Source organism: Bradyrhizobium amphicarpaeae (assembly GCF_002266435.3).
Taxonomy (GTDB): domain Bacteria; phylum Pseudomonadota; class Alphaproteobacteria; order Rhizobiales; family Xanthobacteraceae; genus Bradyrhizobium; species Bradyrhizobium amphicarpaeae.
Genome location: NZ_CP029426.2, coordinates 2,884,847 through 2,901,552 on the forward strand (window position 1 = coordinate 2,884,847; position 16,706 = coordinate 2,901,552).

At 64.2% G+C, this 16,706-nt stretch carries 14 protein-coding genes; 4 read left to right on the forward strand and 10 right to left on the reverse strand.

Annotation, left to right across the window (positions count from 1 at the left end):
- The first annotated feature begins 5 nt into the window (after positions 1-5).
- Positions 6-674 (forward strand): YoaK family protein, encoded by a 669-nt coding sequence (locus tag CIT40_RS13185; RefSeq protein WP_094896383.1) that lies wholly within the window; start codon positions 6-8, stop codon positions 672-674.
- 150 nt (positions 675-824) lie between these two features.
- Here the strand turns inward: CIT40_RS13185 and CIT40_RS13190 are convergent, their stop codons facing one another.
- Positions 825-2,072 (reverse strand): oxalate decarboxylase family bicupin, encoded by a 1,248-nt coding sequence (locus CIT40_RS13190; RefSeq protein WP_094896384.1) that lies wholly within the window; start codon positions 2,070-2,072, stop codon positions 825-827.
- A 248-nt stretch (positions 2,073-2,320) separates the two neighbouring features.
- Between CIT40_RS13190 and CIT40_RS13195 the strand changes: the two genes are divergently transcribed.
- Positions 2,321-4,612 (forward strand): FdhF/YdeP family oxidoreductase, encoded by a 2,292-nt coding sequence (locus CIT40_RS13195; protein WP_094896385.1) that lies wholly within the window; start codon positions 2,321-2,323, stop codon positions 4,610-4,612.
- Here CIT40_RS13195 and CIT40_RS13200 read toward each other — a convergent pair.
- The 6 genes from CIT40_RS13200 to CIT40_RS13225 form a co-directional block, all read right to left on the reverse strand.
- A complete protein-coding gene (locus CIT40_RS13200; protein WP_244611963.1) occupies positions 4,559-5,920 on the reverse strand; it encodes a PAS domain-containing sensor histidine kinase in 1,362 nt (453 codons plus the stop codon). The genes CIT40_RS13195 and CIT40_RS13200 overlap by 54 nt on opposite strands.
- Before the next feature lie 231 nt (positions 5,921-6,151).
- Positions 6,152-6,568: a thioesterase family protein gene (locus tag CIT40_RS13205; RefSeq protein WP_094896387.1), complete on the reverse strand. Its 417-nt coding sequence runs from the start codon at positions 6,566-6,568 to the stop codon at positions 6,152-6,154.
- Positions 6,555-9,698: an efflux RND transporter permease subunit gene (locus CIT40_RS13210; protein WP_094896388.1), complete on the reverse strand. Its 3,144-nt coding sequence runs from the start codon at positions 9,696-9,698 to the stop codon at positions 6,555-6,557. The genes CIT40_RS13205 and CIT40_RS13210 overlap by 14 nt, the downstream gene beginning before the upstream one ends.
- Positions 9,695-10,867: an efflux RND transporter periplasmic adaptor subunit gene (locus CIT40_RS13215; protein WP_094896389.1), complete on the reverse strand. Its 1,173-nt coding sequence runs from the start codon at positions 10,865-10,867 to the stop codon at positions 9,695-9,697. The genes CIT40_RS13210 and CIT40_RS13215 overlap by 4 nt, the downstream gene beginning before the upstream one ends.
- The gene (locus tag CIT40_RS13220) at positions 10,864-11,415 is read right to left on the reverse strand and encodes a hypothetical protein (RefSeq protein WP_155525992.1); all 552 of its coding nucleotides are present in this window, start codon (positions 11,413-11,415) and stop codon (positions 10,864-10,866) included. Before CIT40_RS13220 ends, CIT40_RS13215 begins: the two co-directional genes overlap by 4 nt.
- Before the next feature lie 117 nt (positions 11,416-11,532).
- Positions 11,533-11,991 (reverse strand): hypothetical protein, encoded by a 459-nt coding sequence (locus tag CIT40_RS13225; protein WP_244611964.1) that lies wholly within the window; start codon positions 11,989-11,991, stop codon positions 11,533-11,535.
- Positions 11,992-12,169: 178 nt separating this feature from the next.
- Here CIT40_RS13225 and CIT40_RS13230 point away from each other — a divergent pair, with 178 nt between their 5' ends.
- Complete coding sequence (locus CIT40_RS13230; RefSeq protein ID WP_094896390.1) at positions 12,170-12,955, forward strand: alpha/beta hydrolase; 786 nt, start codon at positions 12,170-12,172, stop codon at positions 12,953-12,955.
- Between the two features lie 404 nt (positions 12,956-13,359).
- Here the strand turns inward: CIT40_RS13230 and CIT40_RS13235 are convergent, their stop codons facing one another.
- From CIT40_RS13235 to CIT40_RS13245, 3 genes are all read right to left on the reverse strand, one after another.
- Positions 13,360-13,737 (reverse strand): response regulator transcription factor, encoded by a 378-nt coding sequence (locus CIT40_RS13235; protein WP_094896391.1) that lies wholly within the window; start codon positions 13,735-13,737, stop codon positions 13,360-13,362.
- Positions 13,738-13,839: 102 nt separating this feature from the next.
- The gene (locus tag CIT40_RS13240) at positions 13,840-14,511 is read right to left on the reverse strand and encodes a response regulator transcription factor (protein WP_094896392.1); all 672 of its coding nucleotides are present in this window, start codon (positions 14,509-14,511) and stop codon (positions 13,840-13,842) included.
- Complete coding sequence (locus CIT40_RS13245) at positions 14,508-16,418, reverse strand: PAS domain-containing sensor histidine kinase (RefSeq protein WP_094896393.1); 1,911 nt, start codon at positions 16,416-16,418, stop codon at positions 14,508-14,510. Before CIT40_RS13245 ends, CIT40_RS13240 begins: the two co-directional genes overlap by 4 nt.
- Here CIT40_RS13245 and CIT40_RS13250 point away from each other — a divergent pair.
- Entirely contained in the window at positions 16,388-16,675 is a 288-nt protein-coding gene (locus CIT40_RS13250) for a hypothetical protein (protein WP_162307303.1), read from the forward strand. The two genes, CIT40_RS13245 and CIT40_RS13250, sit on opposite strands and share 31 nt — an antisense overlap.
- Positions 16,676-16,706 lie beyond the last annotated feature (31 nt).

Sequence of the window (16,706 nt, forward strand, 5' to 3'; positions counted from 1 at the left end):
CAAATATGGCGATGCACGCCGTATCAACGGAGCCTCTGACCGAGGCAGGCGTCGGGGCCTACGCGCCGGAACGATCGCTGCTGGTCGCCGCTCTCCTGACCTTGTCGGGAGGTTTCCTCGACGCCTTTACATGGCTGTCGCTCGGCGTGTTCGCGAGTTCGCAGACCGGCAACGTCGCTTTCCTCGGGATCTATGCGCTGTCGGGGCAATGGCAGCTGGCCCTGTCCCATCTCCTGCCGCTAGCGGCCTTCCTGCTGGAAGCGGTCGTGGCAGTCGGCACCGGGGCGGTACTGCACTGTCTCGCCGTAGAGATCGTCTGCCTGGCAGCGGCGATGCTGCTGCTCCATCACGTTCCTGATCAGATTGTGATCCTCGTCATCTCCTTCGGCGTCGCGTTGCAGTCGGCGAGTTTCAGGCAGGTCGGACGCTGGAAATATCTCTCGGTCACCGTGACCGGAAACCTGCTAAGAGCGATCGATCAGTTGGTCACGGCGTCGGATCGCGATGCGGCACGCGGTGCACGAACCATGATCGCGCTCTGCCTGAGTTTCCTGTTGGGTGCCGCCACCGGCGGCTGCGTGACGCGATGGCTGGGCAGGTGGAGCTTCGCTCTGCCGATCGCCTCGTCGGCATGGGTTCTCTGGCTCTGCCGCAAACGAAGCTGTTCGCGATGACATCACGCTCGCTCGTTGCAGGCGCCGCGCGCCGGCCCGCGGGCTGCGCCTGCGGCCGATCGCTGTAGATCGCCGTACGGCGCGGATCAGGGAAGAAGGAAGGTGCCGGTCTCGGCACCTTTCCCGTTCCGGTTTCTATATCTCCTTGCTTCAGGATTTGGGCATCAAGCCGGGGCCGTTGTCCGGCCATTGAGCGATCAGCTTCTCGTCGATGTTGAAGTGCTGGGCGACGAGCTTGGGCGGCGTGTGTGTCAGCCAGTTGGAGAGCGAGACCTCCTCGTAGCGCGGCGCACGGAATACGCCGATGAACTGGAGCTCGGTGTCGCCGACATTCTCGACATAATGGCCGAGATTGCGCCGGACATAGCCGATGTCGCCGGCTGCGAAATCCGTCGTCAGCGCGTTCGGACCGGTGTCGAAAACCGTCATCCGCGCCTTGCCCTTGATGTAATACTGCCACTCGTCGGCGTTCGGGTGCCAGTGCATTTCCCGGACCGCTCCCGGCGGCATCGTCACCAGTGCCGCGGCGATGGTCGTGGATACCTTGAAGTTGCTGCTGTCGGCGACGCGGATGCTTCCGGCGGAGCTCTCCTTGACCGGGGTCGAGCTCCCGAGCGAATGGATGAACGGGTAGGGCGGTGCCTCCGCATGCCCAGCGATCGCCGCGCGATCGGCGGCGAGATCGCCGGGCACCGCCCCTTGGAAAATCCAGAGGTTGTTCAGCGGGATCTTGGCGAAGGCGTCAGCCGGCACGCCAAAGTTCTTCGCCAGCACCTCGGGAGGCGTATGGGCGAGCCAATCCGTCACCAGCAGCGTGTTGAACTCGTTGGCATGGCCGTCGTCGAAGCAGATCACGAACTCGCATCCGTCGGGACCCAATCCCTGCAGTGAATGCGGGGCTCCCGACGGGAAATACCAGAGGTCGCCGGCCTTGAGGTCGCCGACATAGGGGCGTCCCTGGGTGTCGAGCACCGTGATGCGGCAGCTGCCGTAAGTCATGATCGCCCATTCGGCGGCCTGATGCCAATGCAGCTCGCGGATGCCGCCGGCGGACAGCCGCATGTTGACGCCGGAGATTTCCTTCGAGATGGCAAAATCCTCAACGGTGACCTGGCGCGCCCAGCCGCCATTCTGGATGCGCCTCGGTGCATTGTTGAACGAGGCCCAATCCATCGGCAGGCCGCCGACGTCGGTCGCAGGCGGACTCTGCACGGAGGGGAACTGCCTGGCCAATTCAGGATTTTGCGGACCGGGATCGGTCAGGCTTCCGGGACTCCTGGCGTTGACGGCGCCTTGCGGTGGCTCGTCCGGATTACCGAAGGTTGCGGCCTGCGCACTGGAGCCGACCATGGCGGCGCCTGCCGCGGACATGGCCAGCAAATCACGTCGTGAAAACATCTGGGGTCGCTCCTGAAAGATGTCGAAAGCCCTCCGTAGCGACGGGGCTCCAAGCGCCGACCCTAGTTTCCGCTTGTCGTTTCAGCTTCCGGGAACGGCGCTCCTTTTGCCGGAATGCATGGCTACTGCGGCCGACCAGCCCGGTCCGGACGTGTGCAATTGCGAAATTCGGTTTCGTTTTGAAAAGACGGCGCTGCCCGCGCGATCCTTAACTACCGCGAAGAAGCATAAGATCGAGAGATGTCGAGATGACCACGAAATCGGTTCGTCCTTATGGTGGACCCGCCGGCGGCTGGGGCGCACTCAAGGCGCTCAGCGAGGCGCTTCTGGTGCAGAGGGCGCCGCTGAAGGGCGCAGCGACGCTGAGCCGTATGAACCAACCGGAGGGTTTTGATTGCCCCGGCTGCGCCTGGCCCGACCCGAAGCACACCTCGTCATTCGAATTCTGCGAGAACGGCGGCAAGGCGATCGCATGGGAGACGACATCGAAGCGCTGCACCCCCGAATTCTTCGCGGAGCATACCGTCACAGAACTCGCGAGCTGGAACGATTACGATCTCGAAATGGTCGGGCGGCTCACGCATCCGATGGCTTACGATTCCGCATCCGACCGCTATCTCCCGGTCGCGTGGAGCGAAGCGTTCGACATGATCGGTCGAGAGCTTCGGGCCTTGCCCGATCCGAACATGGCGGAGTTCTACACATCCGGGCGGACCTCGAACGAGGCCGCCTTCCTCTATCAGCTGTTCGTGCGCGAATACGGCACCAACAATTTCCCCGACTGCTCGAACATGTGCCACGAGGCGACCAGCGTCGGCCTGCCGTACTCGCTCGGCGTCGGCAAGGGCACCGTGTTGCTGGAGGATTTCGACAAGGCCGATTGCATCTTCATCTTCGGCCAGAACCCAGGCACCAACAGCCCGCGGATGATGACCAGCCTGCGCAATGCGGCACGCCGGGGCGCCGCCATCATGTCGTTCAATCCGTTCCGCGAACGAGCGCTGGAGCGGTTCCAGGCGCCGCAGAGCCCGGTCGAGATGGTCACGCTGTCGTCGACGACGATCAGCTCGAAACTGTTCCAGGTGCGGGTCGGCGGCGACGTCGCCGTCCTCAAGGGGATCATGAAGATCCTGGTGGAGGCGGACGAAGCCGCCCGCGCCGCCGAGCAGCCGGAGATCCTGGATTGGGATTTCATCCGCGGCCACACCGCGGGCGTTGAAGCGCTGGTCGACGATCTCGAGCGCACGCAATGGCCTGATATCGAACGTCAGTCCGGCCTGACGCGCGAGGACATGGCATATGCGGCCGCCGCCTACATGAAGGCCGAGCGCGCAATCCTCGTCTACGGCATGGGCATCACCCAACACTGGCGCGGCGCGAACAACGTCCAGCAGATCGCGAACCTCGCATTGTTGCGCGGCAATGTCGGGCGCGAAGGCGCCGGCGTTTGCCCGGTTCGCGGTCATTCCAACGTGCAGGGCGATCGGACCGTGGGGATCACGGAGGTCCCCAAGGCGGACTTCCTCGCGCGCCTCGAGCAACGCTTCGGTTTCAAGCCTCCGGTCGCGCCGGGACACAACGTGGTCACCGCACTGGAAGCCATGATCCGCGGCGAGGTGAAGGCCTTCTTCGCGATGGGCGGCAATTTTGCCGCGGCCATTCCGGACTGGCAGGCGACCCGGGCGGCGCTTGGCAAGCTCGATCTGACCGTCCACGTCTCGACCAAGCTCAACCGCAGCCACCTGATCCACGGTCGCGCCGCCCTGATCCTGCCGTGCCTCGGACGCACCGAGATCGATGTGCAGGCATCGGGGCCGCAGTCGGTCACGGTGGAGGATTCGATGTCGATGGTGCATGCATCCGGCGGCCGCAACAAGCCGGCATCGGAGCATCTGCGCAGCGAGGTCGCGATCATCGCCGGCGTCGCCAAGGCGACACTGGGCGAACGCACGGTGGTCGACTGGGACGGATTCGTTGCCGATTACGACCGCATCCGCGATGCGATCGAGGCAGTGTTCCCGATCTTCCAGGGCTACAATGCCCGCATCCGCGTCCCCGGTGGCTTCCATCTCACCTCGACCGCACGTGAGCGCATCTGGACGACACCCTCGGGCAAGGCGAACTTCCTGGTCTTCCCGGGGTGTGGCGAGGACCCGCCGGAGAGCGATCCCGATTCGCTCTGGCTCACCACCATTCGCAGCCACGATCAGTACAACACCACGCTTTACTCGATGTCCGATCGCTATCGCGGCGTGTTCGGCCAACGCGACGTGATCTTCCTCAACGAATACGAACTGAGGAAGCGCGGCCTTGCCGATGGCGATCGCGTCGACCTGATCACCGCCTCGACCGACGGCGCCGAGCGGATCGTGCGCAACTTCCGCGTCGTTGCCTATTCTTTTCCGAATGGCTGCTGCGCGGCCTACTATCCGGAGACCAATCCGCTGGTTCCGCTCTACGCCCGCGACCCTCTCAGCTTTACGCCGTCATACAAAGGCGTCCCGATCCGGCTGGTGCGATCGGCCGCGACCGGTGAATAGCGGCAGCGTAAACCAGAAGCGGGCGCCGCCGTTGGCGCCATGGCCTTCGGCGCCGATCCGGCCGCCATGCGCCTCGACAATCGACCGGCAGATCGGTAGTCCCATGCCCATCCCACTGTCCTTGGTCGTGAAAAAGCTTTCGAACAGCCGATCGAGATGCTCGGCGGCAATGCCGGGACCATTGTCTTCCACGGAGCAGCACAGCGTGGCCGCGTCTTGCGTGATCGTGCTGATGACGATCCTGCGATCGCCATATCCAGCCTGCGTCAGCGCCTGCACCGCGTTGATGGCCAGGTTGACGATCACCTGTTGGAGCTGGGTGCGGTCACCGAGCACCTGTGGCGCGCTCGGATCGGGCTGGTGCAGGATGCTCACGCTGCGGGATTCCATCTCGTGTTGCAGGAAGAGAAGCGCTTCGCGGATGATCTCGTCGAACGACAGGGATGCCTGCTCGGGCGTTTTCCGTGAAGCCATTCCGTGAACGCGCGCTACGATGTTCGCGGCGCGCTGGGCATCCTCGACGATGTTCTCGATGGTCTTGCGGACCTCGACGACATCGGGCGCGGGCCTGTTCAGCCATCGCAGGCCGGCGGCGCCGTTGGTTGCGATGGCTGCCAGCGGCTGGTTGACCTCGTGCGCGATCGAGGCGGTGAGCTCGCCGAGCATCGAGACGCGCGCGGCATGCGCGAACTCGGCCCGTACCTGCTGCAGCTTCTGCTGGGCGCGGACACGCTGTGAGATGTCGATGGTGCCGACCAGGCTGATTTCGAGGTCGTTGATGGGGCCGACGCGGGCTGTCGTGAAGAGGACGTCGACGACGCGGCCGTCCCAGGTGACCATCTGGGTCTCTTCCTCGAAGTTCGTCTCACCGCGATAACGTGACTCCATGGCCCGCCGGAACGTATCGGGACGCTTCTTCCAGGTCTCGGCCATGGAAGGTCCGACATAGTCGCTGACGCCGCCTCCGAACATCTGGACGGCCCGTTCATTGGCCTCCTGAAAGGAGAGCGCGTCCATGCAGGTCCGGAGGAACTTGGGATGGGAGTCGAAATAGGGGCCGAGGTCCTTGACCCCCTCGCGGCGCAATTTCCGGAATAGCACAACCAGCCTGCTGGCGTCGAGCTGATGGAATGCGATCGGCATGCGGCTGAACAGATGGCGATATCGCTGCTCGCTCAGCTCCAGCTCGGTATGGGCTTTCTTCCGGGCGGTGATGGTCAGGCTGATCACCACCAGCGAAGCCGCTATTGAGGCGGCGAATGCGATCGCTGCGAAATTGAAGCCGAGCAGGGAAGACGTGAACGACAACAAGCTCAGGGCAACACTACCCCACGCCCACAGTGGAGCGCGACCCCGCATGGGCCAGCCTGGGAGCATACGGCGCCACCATTGCTGGGGCTTTACGGGCGTGGAGCCGTCCAGGCGTTCGAGCGTCATACGAAATGTCTAACGCGACGTTGAAGAGCCGTCTTTTGCAATCTGGCGGGTCCTTTGTCAAAGCGCACGAGGGCGCGATCGGGCCGCTCGACGGCCGCGAGGTCAGGCCATCTCTGCTGTTGGCTTGGTCACGTCGAACCGCCGCTCGAACTCGGCGACATCGACTACGCCGCGCCGGTGGGTGCCGTCGCCGATCTTGCGGCCGCCGTCCCACGCCTCGATTTCGAACAGCACGCTCTTGGCCTCGACCGCGATCACCCGCGCGATCGCGCGCACCGTGTGGCCGACCGGCGTTGCGGCAAGGTGGCGGATGTTGACCATCATCCCGACGCTGACATGGCCTGCGGGCAGGAACGGCTGCACTGCCGATCCGGCGGCCATCTCCATGTGCAGGATCATCATCGGCGTGCCGTAGACAGCCGGCATGCCTGATATCACGTGGCCGACCGTCATCTCGGGCGTGACGGTCACGAGCTTCTCCGCCGTCATGCCGGCGCTCACCTTCTCAAGTGGATCCATGGCTCAGTTCCGTATCTGCTCCGGTTGTCGAGAGAGTGGATGTCGCGGCCGCCCGCGGCTTGCGCCCGGTGAACCAGTTGCCGAGCTTGTCAAGGTAGAGATAGACAACGGGCGTGGTGTAGAGCGTCAGGATCTGCGACAGCATCAAGCCGCCGACGATGGTGTAACCGAGCGGCTGGCGCAGCTCCGCGCCGGTACCGGTGCCGAGCATCAGCGGCACGCCGCCGAGCAGCGCGGCCATCGTCGTCATCAGAATCGGGCGGAAGCGAAGCGTGCAGGCTTGGTATATCGCCTCTTCCGGGCTGAGCCCCTGCCCGCGTTCCACCTCCAGAGCGAAATCGACCAGCATGATGCCGTTCTTCTTGACGATGCCGATCAGCAGGATGATGCCGATGATGGCGATGACGCTGAGATCCATATGGACGGCGAGCAGCAGCAGCAGTGCGCCGATGCCGGCCGAAGGCAGCGTCGACAGGATCGTGATCGGATGGATCAGGCTCTCATAGAGAACGCCGAGAATGATGTAGATCACGATCAGCGCCGCCCCGATCAATAGCGGCGTGCCGCGCAGGGAGGACTGGAACGCCTGCGCATTGCCCTGGAACGAGGCCGTGAGCGAAGCGGGCTTGCCGGTCTCCTTCTCGATCTTCTGGACCGCCGCCACGGCGTCGCCGAGCGCAGCGCCGGGCCGCAGGTTGAAGGAGATCGTGACCGAGGGAAACAGGCTTTGATGATTGATCAGGATGGGTGCAGGCTTGATCACGGCGTGGACCAGCGTGCTGAGGGGGACCTGCTGGCCGGTGGACGAGTTCAGGTAGATGTCCTTGAGCGCCTCGGGCCCGTACTGGAAGCGCGGGTCGACCTCCATCACGACGTGGTACTGGTTCAGCGAGGTGAACATGGTGGAGACGATGCGCTGGCCGAACGCGTCGTCGAGGGCATTGTCGATCGTCGTGGGCAGGATTCCGAAGCTGGAGGCGACCTCGCGGTTGACCGTGACCTCCAGCCGCGGGCCGGCATTGGCCTGGTCGCTGGCGACGTCGGTGATCAGGTCGAGCGCGCGGAGCTTCGCCAGGAAGATCGCCGACCAATGCGTCAGCTCGTTGGAATCGGCATCCGTCAGCGTGTACTGATACTGCGTCTTCGACAGGCGTGCGCCGATCGTAATGTCCTGCGCGGCCTGCATGTAGAGCCTGATGCCCTGGATGTGGGCCAGCCGGGGCCCCAGCCGCTCGATTACCTGATCGGCGCTGGCCTTGCGCTCAGGCTTCGGCTTCAGCACGATGAAGATGCGCCCCTGGTTGAGCGTGGCCGTCGGTCCGCCCGGACCGATGTAGCTCGCCACCGACTGGACCGCCGGATCTTTCGAGAGGATGCCGACGATCGCCTGCTGACGTTCGGACATCGCGGGGAAGGAGATGTCCTGGGCGGCCTCGGTGATGCCGACGATCTGCCCGGTGTCCTGCTGCGGGAAGAAACCTTTCGGGATGATCACGTAAAGATAACCGGTCAGCGCGATGGTCGAGAGCATCACCAGCAGCGTCGCGAAGCGATGGCGCAGAACGATCCGCAGGCCTCTCGCATAGAGTGAGAGCAGGGCGTCAAATCCCCGTTCGAAGGCGAGATAGAGCCGGCCGTGCTTCTTCCGCGATTGATCCTTCAGCAGCCGCGCGCACATCATCGGCGTCAGCGTGAGCGAGATGACCAGAGACAGCAGCAGCGCTGCGGTGATCGTGACCGCGAATTCCTGGAACAGCTTGCCGACGTAACCGCCCATCAGGAACAGCGGGATGAACACCGCGATCAGCGACAGGGTGATGGAGACGATGGTGAAGCCGATCTCGCGAGAGCCCTTCAGCGCCGCTTCCATCGGCGTCATGCCCTGCTCGAGATGACGTACGATGTTCTCGATGACCACGACGGCATCGTCGACCACGAAGCCGACCGCGATCGACAGCGCCATCAGCGAGAGATTGTCCAGGCTGTAGCCGAGTGCATAGAGAACCGCGAAGGTGCCGATCAGCGCCAGCGGAACCGTGATCGCCGGAATGAGGGTGGCCCAGAAATTCCGCAGGAACAGGAATATGACCATCACCACCAATGCGACCGTGAGCATCAGTGTGAACTGGACGTCGGACACTGCCGCGCGAATCGTGGCGGTGCGGTCCGCGGCGATCGTCACCTTGATCGCCGGCGGAACGGAAGCTTGCAGCTGCGGCAGCAGCTTCTTGATGCGGTCGACCGTCTGGATCACATTGGCGCCGGGGACGCGCTGGACTGCCAGGATGATGGCGCGATCCTTGCCGTACCAGCCGGCGAGAAGGTCGTTTTCGGGGGCCTCGATCGCCGTGCCGATATCGCGTATTCGCACCGGCGAACCGTTGCGATAGGCGATGATGAGGTCCTCATAGGCCGATGGCTTCAAGAGCTGATCGTTGGTGTTCAGCGTGTAGGTCACGCGCGGGCTGTTGAGCGTGCCCTTCGGCAGGTCGACATTGGCGCCGGCGATCACACTGCGGACGTCTTCGAGGCCGATGCCGCGGGCGGCGAGCGCCTGCGGATTGACGCGGACACGGATCGCGGGCTTCTGCTGGCCACCGATGCCGACCAGGCCCACGCCCGGTACCTGCGAGATCTTCGGCAGCAGGATGTTCTCCGCATAGGCGTCGACCGTGGTCAGAGGTAACGAGTCCGACGTCAGTGCGATCAGCATGATCGGCGTCTCCGCCGGATTGACCTTCCTGATCGTCGGCGGGTAGGGGATGTTCGGCGGCAGGAAGGGGCTGGCGGCGTTGATCGCTGCCAGCACGTCGACCGCGGCGCTGTCCACCGTGCGCGACAACTCGAACTGCACGGTGAGCTGTGCCACGCCGAGTGCGCTGAACGAGGTGAGCTGGGTGATGCCGGGAATCTGGCTGAGCTGCTGTTCAAGCGGTGTGGCGAGGGACGAGGCGATCGTGCCGGGGTCCGCGCCCGGCAGTTGCGCCGAGATCTGGATGGTCGGGTAGTTGACGTTCGGCAGGGCCCCGACCGGCAGCAGCGGATAGGCCGCAAGGCCGCACAACAGCAAGCCGGCCATCAGCAGGGCAGTCGCGATCGGCCGCAGGATGAAGGGCGCGGAGAGGTTCATGGGAGCGCGTCCTGCACGGCGCTTTGCAGATCAGCTTCGCGTGCCGCCTTGCCGTGCAGCTCTTTGATGCGGCTTCCTTCGGTCAGCCGATACTGGCCATCGACCACGACGACGTCGCCCGATTTCAAGCCCTGATCGATCAGGGCCTGCCCGTCGCTGATCTCGACCACGTGGACGGGACGCAAGGTGGCTGTCTGATCGGCAGACACGACGTAGACATAGCTGCCGTTCGGACCTTGCTGAACTGCCGATCCCGCTACCGTCAGGGCATCCTTGCGGGTTTCCAGCAGCAGTCGCGCGTTCACCAGCTGCCCCGGCCATAGCCGGTGCTCGTGGTTGGGGAATACCGCCTTGAGCTGGACGGTGCCAGTGGTCCCCGCGATCTCGTTGTTGACCAGCAGCAGCGTGCCCTCGCCGAGCTTCATCTTGTTGTCTTGACTGAAGGCGATGACCTTCAGCGCTCCCTTCGCGGCCTGCTGCTGGATGATGGGCAGGTCCGCCTGCGGCAGGGTGAACAGCAGCGAGATCGGCTCGATCTGGGTGACCACGACGAGACCGTTCGGATCGGTCGGATGAATCACGTTGCCGACGTCGATCTGGCGGACGCCCGTGATGCCGGGGATCGCCGACGTCAGACGCGTGTAGCTGAGCTGGACATTGGCCTGATCGATTTGCGCCTCGTCGGCCTTCACGGCGGCCTTGAGCTGCGCCACCTGCGCCGTCTGCGTCTCGATCAGTTGCGGGGTCGCATAACCTTTGTCGCCGAGCTGATTGTAGCGTGAAAGATTGGCCTCGGCGTTCACGAGCTGCGCCTGGTCCCTGTCGCGGTTCGCCGTGAGCTGCTCGATCTGTGCCTCGTAAGGACGAGGATCGATCTGGGCGAGCAGGTCGCCGGCCTTGACGGTCTGGCCCTCGGTGAAGGCGATCTTGACGATCTGTCCCTGAATCTGGCTGCGCACGACGTCGGTGTTGTAGGCGATCACCGTGCCGATGCCGCGCAGATAGATCGGAACAGCCTTGCCGGTGACGGTGGCCGCAACCACTGGCACGGCGGCGGGTACGGGCGCGGCGGTGACGACCGGCTTCTTGTCGCTGCCGAAGAACCAGAAACCCCCGCCGATCAGGATCGCGGCGAGAGCAACGAGTGCAAGGGTGAGGCTCCGTTTCACGGCGATGATCCTCCTTGATTTCCGGGATTGCCGGAGCCGTTGATTGAACTCGTGCTGCCAACGGAATCAGGGCCGGGCACCGGCACGAACGAACTGATTCCGGCGCCGCCGAGCTCGGTGGATCCGAGCGGAATCCCGACGCGTCCGACAGTCGATGTCGAGGGAGGCAAGGCTGACTGGGTCGTCAAGCCGTTCGGGCAGCCAAGCGACGAGCTTCCGGAGAGCCCGCCGCCGTCGAACAGAGATCCCGATGACCCGGGATTGCCTGATGCGGCGCAGTTGGTCGTGTCTTGCAATGGCGTGACCGGAGATACGCCCGGCGTTGCAATTTCAGTCGAGCCCAACGGAATGCCTTCAGGCCGTGTCGAACCCATGTTGAGCGGCGAGGTCGAGAGCATTCCGGTCGATGGTGGCATCGTCGGCAGTGCCGTTTGCGCAATAGCCGCGACGGGGGGCAGCCATATCAGGCCAGATGCGAGGGCCGCGCCCAGAAGCATCGATGTCAACCAGCGATGTCTGGACCGGTCCGGGGAGGGCTGTTCTCGCATGGGCTGCTCCGAATTCCTTCATTGCGCGGGACGATAGGGAGCGGCCGGCGTGCCGGTATTCCCTGAACGCACGTCCCGCTGTCTGGCCGCACGGTCGCAAAGGCATCACTTTCGGAATCATTGCGGCTCCTGCTGAAGCGGCAGCGTTGCCTCGGACAGCTCGCGGCTCCACCTGGCGATGTCGCCGGAGCGGTCCGCCGCACGCGCGCGATCGAGGGCATCGAGCGCGAGCCGAAGATGCGCTCCCCTTGCGCCTTCCGCCTGTGCCAGAGATCGCGGCGTGGGCTGATGACCGCGTAGTGCCTCGAGACTCTCCGGACTCCACCCATTTGCATCTGCATTCTTCTCAATGGCGGCGTCCAGCTGTGCCTGGACACGCTCGATCGAATCCTTGCAGGACGCTGCATGAACCGGAGCTGCCGCATTGAAGATGATTATAGTGGCAGCGGCGATCCGGATGAGTGAATTCGGTGTCATTGTCGATCCCAGCACCATCGTCGATCGGTTCAACCCGTGGCTTCTGCGGACGACGATGGCAGTTCTGGTCCTCGCGACGTCGTGAATATCAGCACACATGGCGTCTCCTCCGCTCGAAGTGCACGACCTAAGTAGGTCGCGTTCGAGGATGCGCGAGTGGCCGCCGTTGCGACGAGCATTCTTGGGCGTGCGAAGTGGCAAGCGCCGTTGCTTGCCGAAATACGCAGGCAGGCGGCGAAATTAGTGTCGCCTCATTCCAACCCGGAGTGATCCCGACATGAAACCCCTCAACGCTGGCCTGGCCCTTGCCGCGGCTTTCTCTCTGTTGACGACCGTCGTCCCGGCACGCGCAGAACCCCTGAAGAACATTGTCCTGGTGCATGGGGCCTGGGTGGACGCGTCCGGCTGGAAGCCGGTCTATGAGATTCTCACCAAGGAAGGTTTCCGCGTTACCATGGTGCAGGAGCCCGAGACGTCGTTCGCCGACGACGTCACGGCAGCGAAGCGCATTCTCGATCAACAGGACGGCCCGACGCTCCTCGTCGGTCACAGCTATGGTGGCTCGCTCATCACCGAAGCTGGAGTCCATCCCAACGTCGTCGGTCTCGTCTATGTCGCCGCGCACGCGCCCGACGTCGGCGAGAACGAATCGGCGCTAGGCAAGAAGACGCCGAGCGTGCTCGGCAAGACCGAGGGCGTGATCAAGGTCACCCCCGACAAGTTCACCTATCTCGATCCCGTGCAATTCCCGAAACTGTTCGCACCCGATCTGCCGCGTGAGCGCGCCGAGTTCGTCGCGCGCTCGCAGGTCCCGGCCGCGGCGCAAATATTCAGCACGCCGCTCACTGCGGCCGCATGGAAGACCAAGCCGAGCTGGGGCGTCGTGGCCGGTAGCGACCAGATCATCAATCCGGATCTCGAGCGCTGGTACTATGAGCGCGCCAAGAGCCAGATCACCGTCATCCCCGGTGCCAGCCATTCGGTCTACGAGTCGCATCCGAAGGAGGTGGCGGCTGTCATCACCCGCGCGGCACGCAGCGTCCAGCAGCCTGCTACGCGCTGACGACGTTTTCCTGCAGGTCCTGACGCACGGCCGGCAGAAGGAAGGTCGGCGGGAGCGACAGCGCTCCCGCCGACCTGACCAAAACTGCGGAGCGTTTGCTTTCGCGCGTCACCCGAGCGCCTAGCGCTACCAAGTTCCGAAGAGACGATGCCGCCGATCGCGCGACGCGGTCAAAAAAAGGGGCCGTCCTTGGGGGGAGGACGGCCCCGAGATGCTCGTACGCCCAGGGAGGAGGACAGGCTCGAGCGGTGACGTGGGGGTCTCAGTCACCTAACACGCACAGCATCGCCGATCCCGCAGCCGAAGTATTTCAAGAATCCCTTCTGTTTCTCATTTCGCATGATTCACGAGAAGTCCGCCTTGCCGGGATGTACGTCGGGTTGGGAGGAGAGCCCTCTTGCGGACTACGGCGTGTGACCTGCCAGCGCCTCTTCAAGGCAGCGGATGATTTCGTCACCGCTGGAGGGTTTGCCGAGATAGCAATGTGCACCTGCGGCCATCACGCGCTGGCGCACATTTTCGCTCGGGAACGCCGTCATGAAGATGATCGGGAAATGGCGACCGGCGGTAATCAGCCGGGCCTGCAACTCATCACCGGAGATAATTGGCATCTGGACGTCGGCGATCATGCACGCCGGATCGTCTGCTGGCGCCTGCTGCAGGAAATCCATGCCGGATTCATAGGCCTGGGCTTCGTAGCCGATCGAGCGCACGAGGCTCGCAAGCGACGTGCGGACGCCCTCGTCGTCGTCTACGATCGCAATCACCGGGGTTTTGGCCATGAGCGCACAATCCTGACCGCAGTCTTCCGCAAGGAGAGTATCTCCCTTTGCGCGGCCGATAATGCCTTATATGCACCCGGAGCAGCCCGGCCGGAACTATACTCAGGTTTGGTCCGTAGTCCTGCGGGTCTGGGAAACCCCAAGCGCCTCGGCCTTGCGGACCAGGTCGGCCAGTGACCGGACCTCCATCTTGCGCATGACGTTCCCGCGGTGGATCTTGACGGTGATCTCGCTGAGACCGATCAGGGCGGCGACCTGCTTGTTCATCAGGCCGGCTGTGACATGGCCCATCACCTCGCGCTCGCGCGCCGTCAGGGTCTCGTATTGGGCGCGGATATCCTCCTTGGTCGCGGCTTCGGCACGGTACTGCGCGTCGCGCTCGAGCGCCGCCGTCACCGCATCGAGCATGTCCTGGTCGCGAAACGGCTTGGCGAGGAAATCGACCGCGCCGGCCTTCATGGCCCGCACCGACATCGGAATGTCCCCGTGGCCGGTCATGAAAATGATCGGATGGCTGATGCCCTGCCGGACGAGCTGGCTTTGCAGGTCGAGCCCGCTCACGCCGGGAAGGCGGACGTCGAGCACGATGCAACCGGGGCCGTCCGGCAGCGCGCCGCCGAGCAGTTCGGCGGGCGATGCAAACAGGCGCGTTTCGAGGCCGACAGATCGGAACAGGCTGTCGAGCGAGGCGCGGATCCCCGCGTCGTCATCGACGATGATGACGACCGAGTTGAGGGATTGGGCAGATGGTTGCGCTTGGTCGGGTCGTTTCATGGTCTGGGGTGTTCTTGGCTGTATGGCAGTGTCAGGCGGAATGTCGCTCCCGCGCCCGGCGTGCTCTCGACCGACAACTGGCCGCCGTGAGCTTCCACCGTCGTTCGGCAGATCGCAAGTCCCATGCCCATTCCGCCGCTCTTCGTCGTGAAGAACGGGTCGAACAGGCGGGGCATGTCTTCAGGCCGGATGCCCGGGCCGCTGTCCTGCACCGTGATGGCGAGGTGCTCCCCGTCGACGGCAATGGCGCGCAGTTTGGCGGTTCGGGAACCGGGCTGACCCGACATGGCCTGGCAGGCATTGACCAGGAGATTGACGAGCACCTGTTGAAGCTGGATCCGGTCGCCGCGAACCGGCTTCAAGCCATGCTCGGTCTCGAAGGTGAGGACGACGCCGTCGTTCGCAAGCTCTCGCGCGACCAGAAGGGCCGCTTCCTCGATGATCTCGGCGATGTCGATACTGTCCTGCTGGGCGGGAGCCTTCTTCAGGAAGGTCCGGATGCGCGCCACAATCTCGCTGGCGCGGCGGCCTTCCCCGACGATCTGGACGATCGTGGCCCCGACCTCGTCCAGATCGGGTACCTCGCGGCGTAGCCAGCGCAGGCCGGCCTCTCCGCTGGTGACGATCGCCGCCAGCGGCTGGTTGACCTCGTGGGCAATGGAGGCGGTGAGCTCGCCGAGGGTGGCGACGCGTGCGGCGTGGGCGAGCTCCGCCTGCGCCGCAAGCAGGGCATCCTGCGCCTGCTCGCGCTCGGTGATGTCGACGACGAAAGCGAGCACGTTGCGATCGCCGCCGGGCTCGGAGGAGAAGGTGATCGTGAACAGCACCGGAACCTTGCGTCCGTCGAGCCTGACGAGCTCGGTCTCTCCTTCGTAGAACGGCTCCCTTTCCGCGAACGCGATCAAGGCGCCGACGAAACTCCGGTCGTCCTCGCCGAGAAGCCGCTCGACATTCTCGATAAAGGCCGAGGCGCCGTTTGCACCTGCCATCTTTTGCAGGGCCGGATTGACGTCGGTGATCTTGGCGAGCCGGCGGGCATGCCGGACGAAATCAGGATGTTGCACCAGATGCTCGCGCAGGCCGGCTCCTGCGGTGTCCAGCGATTGGAGTGCGGCCCGGAGATCGCTCCAGTCTTCTTCGACCACACCGATCCGGCTTGCGTCGAACATACGTCGGTACCGCTGCTCGCTCTGCACCAGCGCGCTGTGTGCGGCGACGCGGTCGGTGACGTCGGTGTGCGTTTCAAGGACTCCGACGGGCTTGCCGAGACGGTCGTGCTGCATGGCCCATCGGGCATCGACGGTGAGCACGGCGCCGTCTTTCGTTCGCTGCTGCACGCGGCCTTCCCATCGGCCCGTGTCGAGCAGGCCTGCTTCGATGACCTCGCGCCGGTCGGGATATGTGGTTCGCAGAAGCTTGTCGGCGAGCTGTCCGAGCGCCTCGTCGGCCGACCAGCCATAGGCCTGCTCGGCGGTCTTGTTCCAGAATGTGATCACGCCGCTGCGATCCCTGGCGAAGATCATGTCATGCGAAAGGTTGAGCAGGCGCGCCTGCGCTGCAAGGCGCTTCGTCGCCGCGTGATTTTGCAGCGCCAGCAGAGTCGTGATCCCGATCGCCGCGAGGCTCACCAGCACGCGAAGCAAGGGCGAGGCGATGCTCTCCAGATCGTGCGACAGCAGATAGGCGACAATCGTCAGGATGACGCAGCCGGCCGCGGCGACGATGATGTCGTCGCGCCGGTTGGTCTTGGCCGCGAGCAGGATCGCGACGACATAGAGAACCGCGACCGCGCCCTCGAGCGGCGTCAGCACGTCAACCAGGAAAACGGCGACGGCGAGGGCGGCAGACCCGGACCGCAAGCCGGCGCGGCTCATGGATGAACCCGTGGTTCGATCATGAATCGTCATCGTCGCTGGCAGTCGTAATTCTCATACAAGCGGCGTTGATGCCGCGATTTGACCGTGTTCACAACAGCCCGCCGCATGATTTTCGTGCCCTCGTGGAAGACCTGCGCGCCACGCAACCCGGCGAATTCGCCGATCGGCGGGAATCCCCGGAAAATCAGGGACGTCACGTGTTTCCGCCTTCGAATGATACGCAAAACGCGCGTCAACTTACCGCAGGCATCGCGCCGTGGTCCCGTCCGCTCCGCGATGCCCGGTGACGTGCCGCGCCGGTGCGCCCACGGGACGAAC

What these genes read in the sequence shown, in the direction of transcription:
- CIT40_RS13185 (WP_094896383.1), top strand. Translation starts at nt 6, where the DNA reads ATGGCGATGCACGCCGTATCAACGGAGCCTCTGACCGAGGCAGGCGTC.
- CIT40_RS13190 (WP_094896384.1), bottom strand. Translation starts at nt 2,072, where the DNA reads ATGTTTTCACGACGTGATTTGCTGGCCATGTCCGCGGCAGGCGCCGCC.
- CIT40_RS13195 (WP_094896385.1), top strand. Translation starts at nt 2,321, where the DNA reads ATGACCACGAAATCGGTTCGTCCTTATGGTGGACCCGCCGGCGGCTGG.
- CIT40_RS13205 (WP_094896387.1), bottom strand. Translation starts at nt 6,568, where the DNA reads ATGGATCCACTTGAGAAGGTGAGCGCCGGCATGACGGCGGAGAAGCTC.
- CIT40_RS13210 (WP_094896388.1), bottom strand. Translation starts at nt 9,698, where the DNA reads ATGAACCTCTCCGCGCCCTTCATCCTGCGGCCGATCGCGACTGCCCTG.
- CIT40_RS13220 (WP_155525992.1), bottom strand. Translation starts at nt 11,415, where the DNA reads ATGCGAGAACAGCCCTCCCCGGACCGGTCCAGACATCGCTGGTTGACA.
- CIT40_RS13225 (WP_244611964.1), bottom strand. Translation starts at nt 11,991, where the DNA reads ATGTGTGCTGATATTCACGACGTCGCGAGGACCAGAACTGCCATCGTC.
- CIT40_RS13230 (WP_094896390.1), top strand. Translation starts at nt 12,170, where the DNA reads ATGAAACCCCTCAACGCTGGCCTGGCCCTTGCCGCGGCTTTCTCTCTG.
- CIT40_RS13235 (WP_094896391.1), bottom strand. Translation starts at nt 13,737, where the DNA reads ATGGCCAAAACCCCGGTGATTGCGATCGTAGACGACGACGAGGGCGTC.
- CIT40_RS13240 (WP_094896392.1), bottom strand. Translation starts at nt 14,511, where the DNA reads ATGAAACGACCCGACCAAGCGCAACCATCTGCCCAATCCCTCAACTCG.
- CIT40_RS13250 (WP_162307303.1), top strand. Translation starts at nt 16,388, where the DNA reads ATGAACCCGTGGTTCGATCATGAATCGTCATCGTCGCTGGCAGTCGTA.
- CIT40_RS13245 (WP_094896393.1), bottom strand. Translation starts at nt 16,418, where the DNA reads ATGACGATTCATGATCGAACCACGGGTTCATCCATGAGCCGCGCCGGC.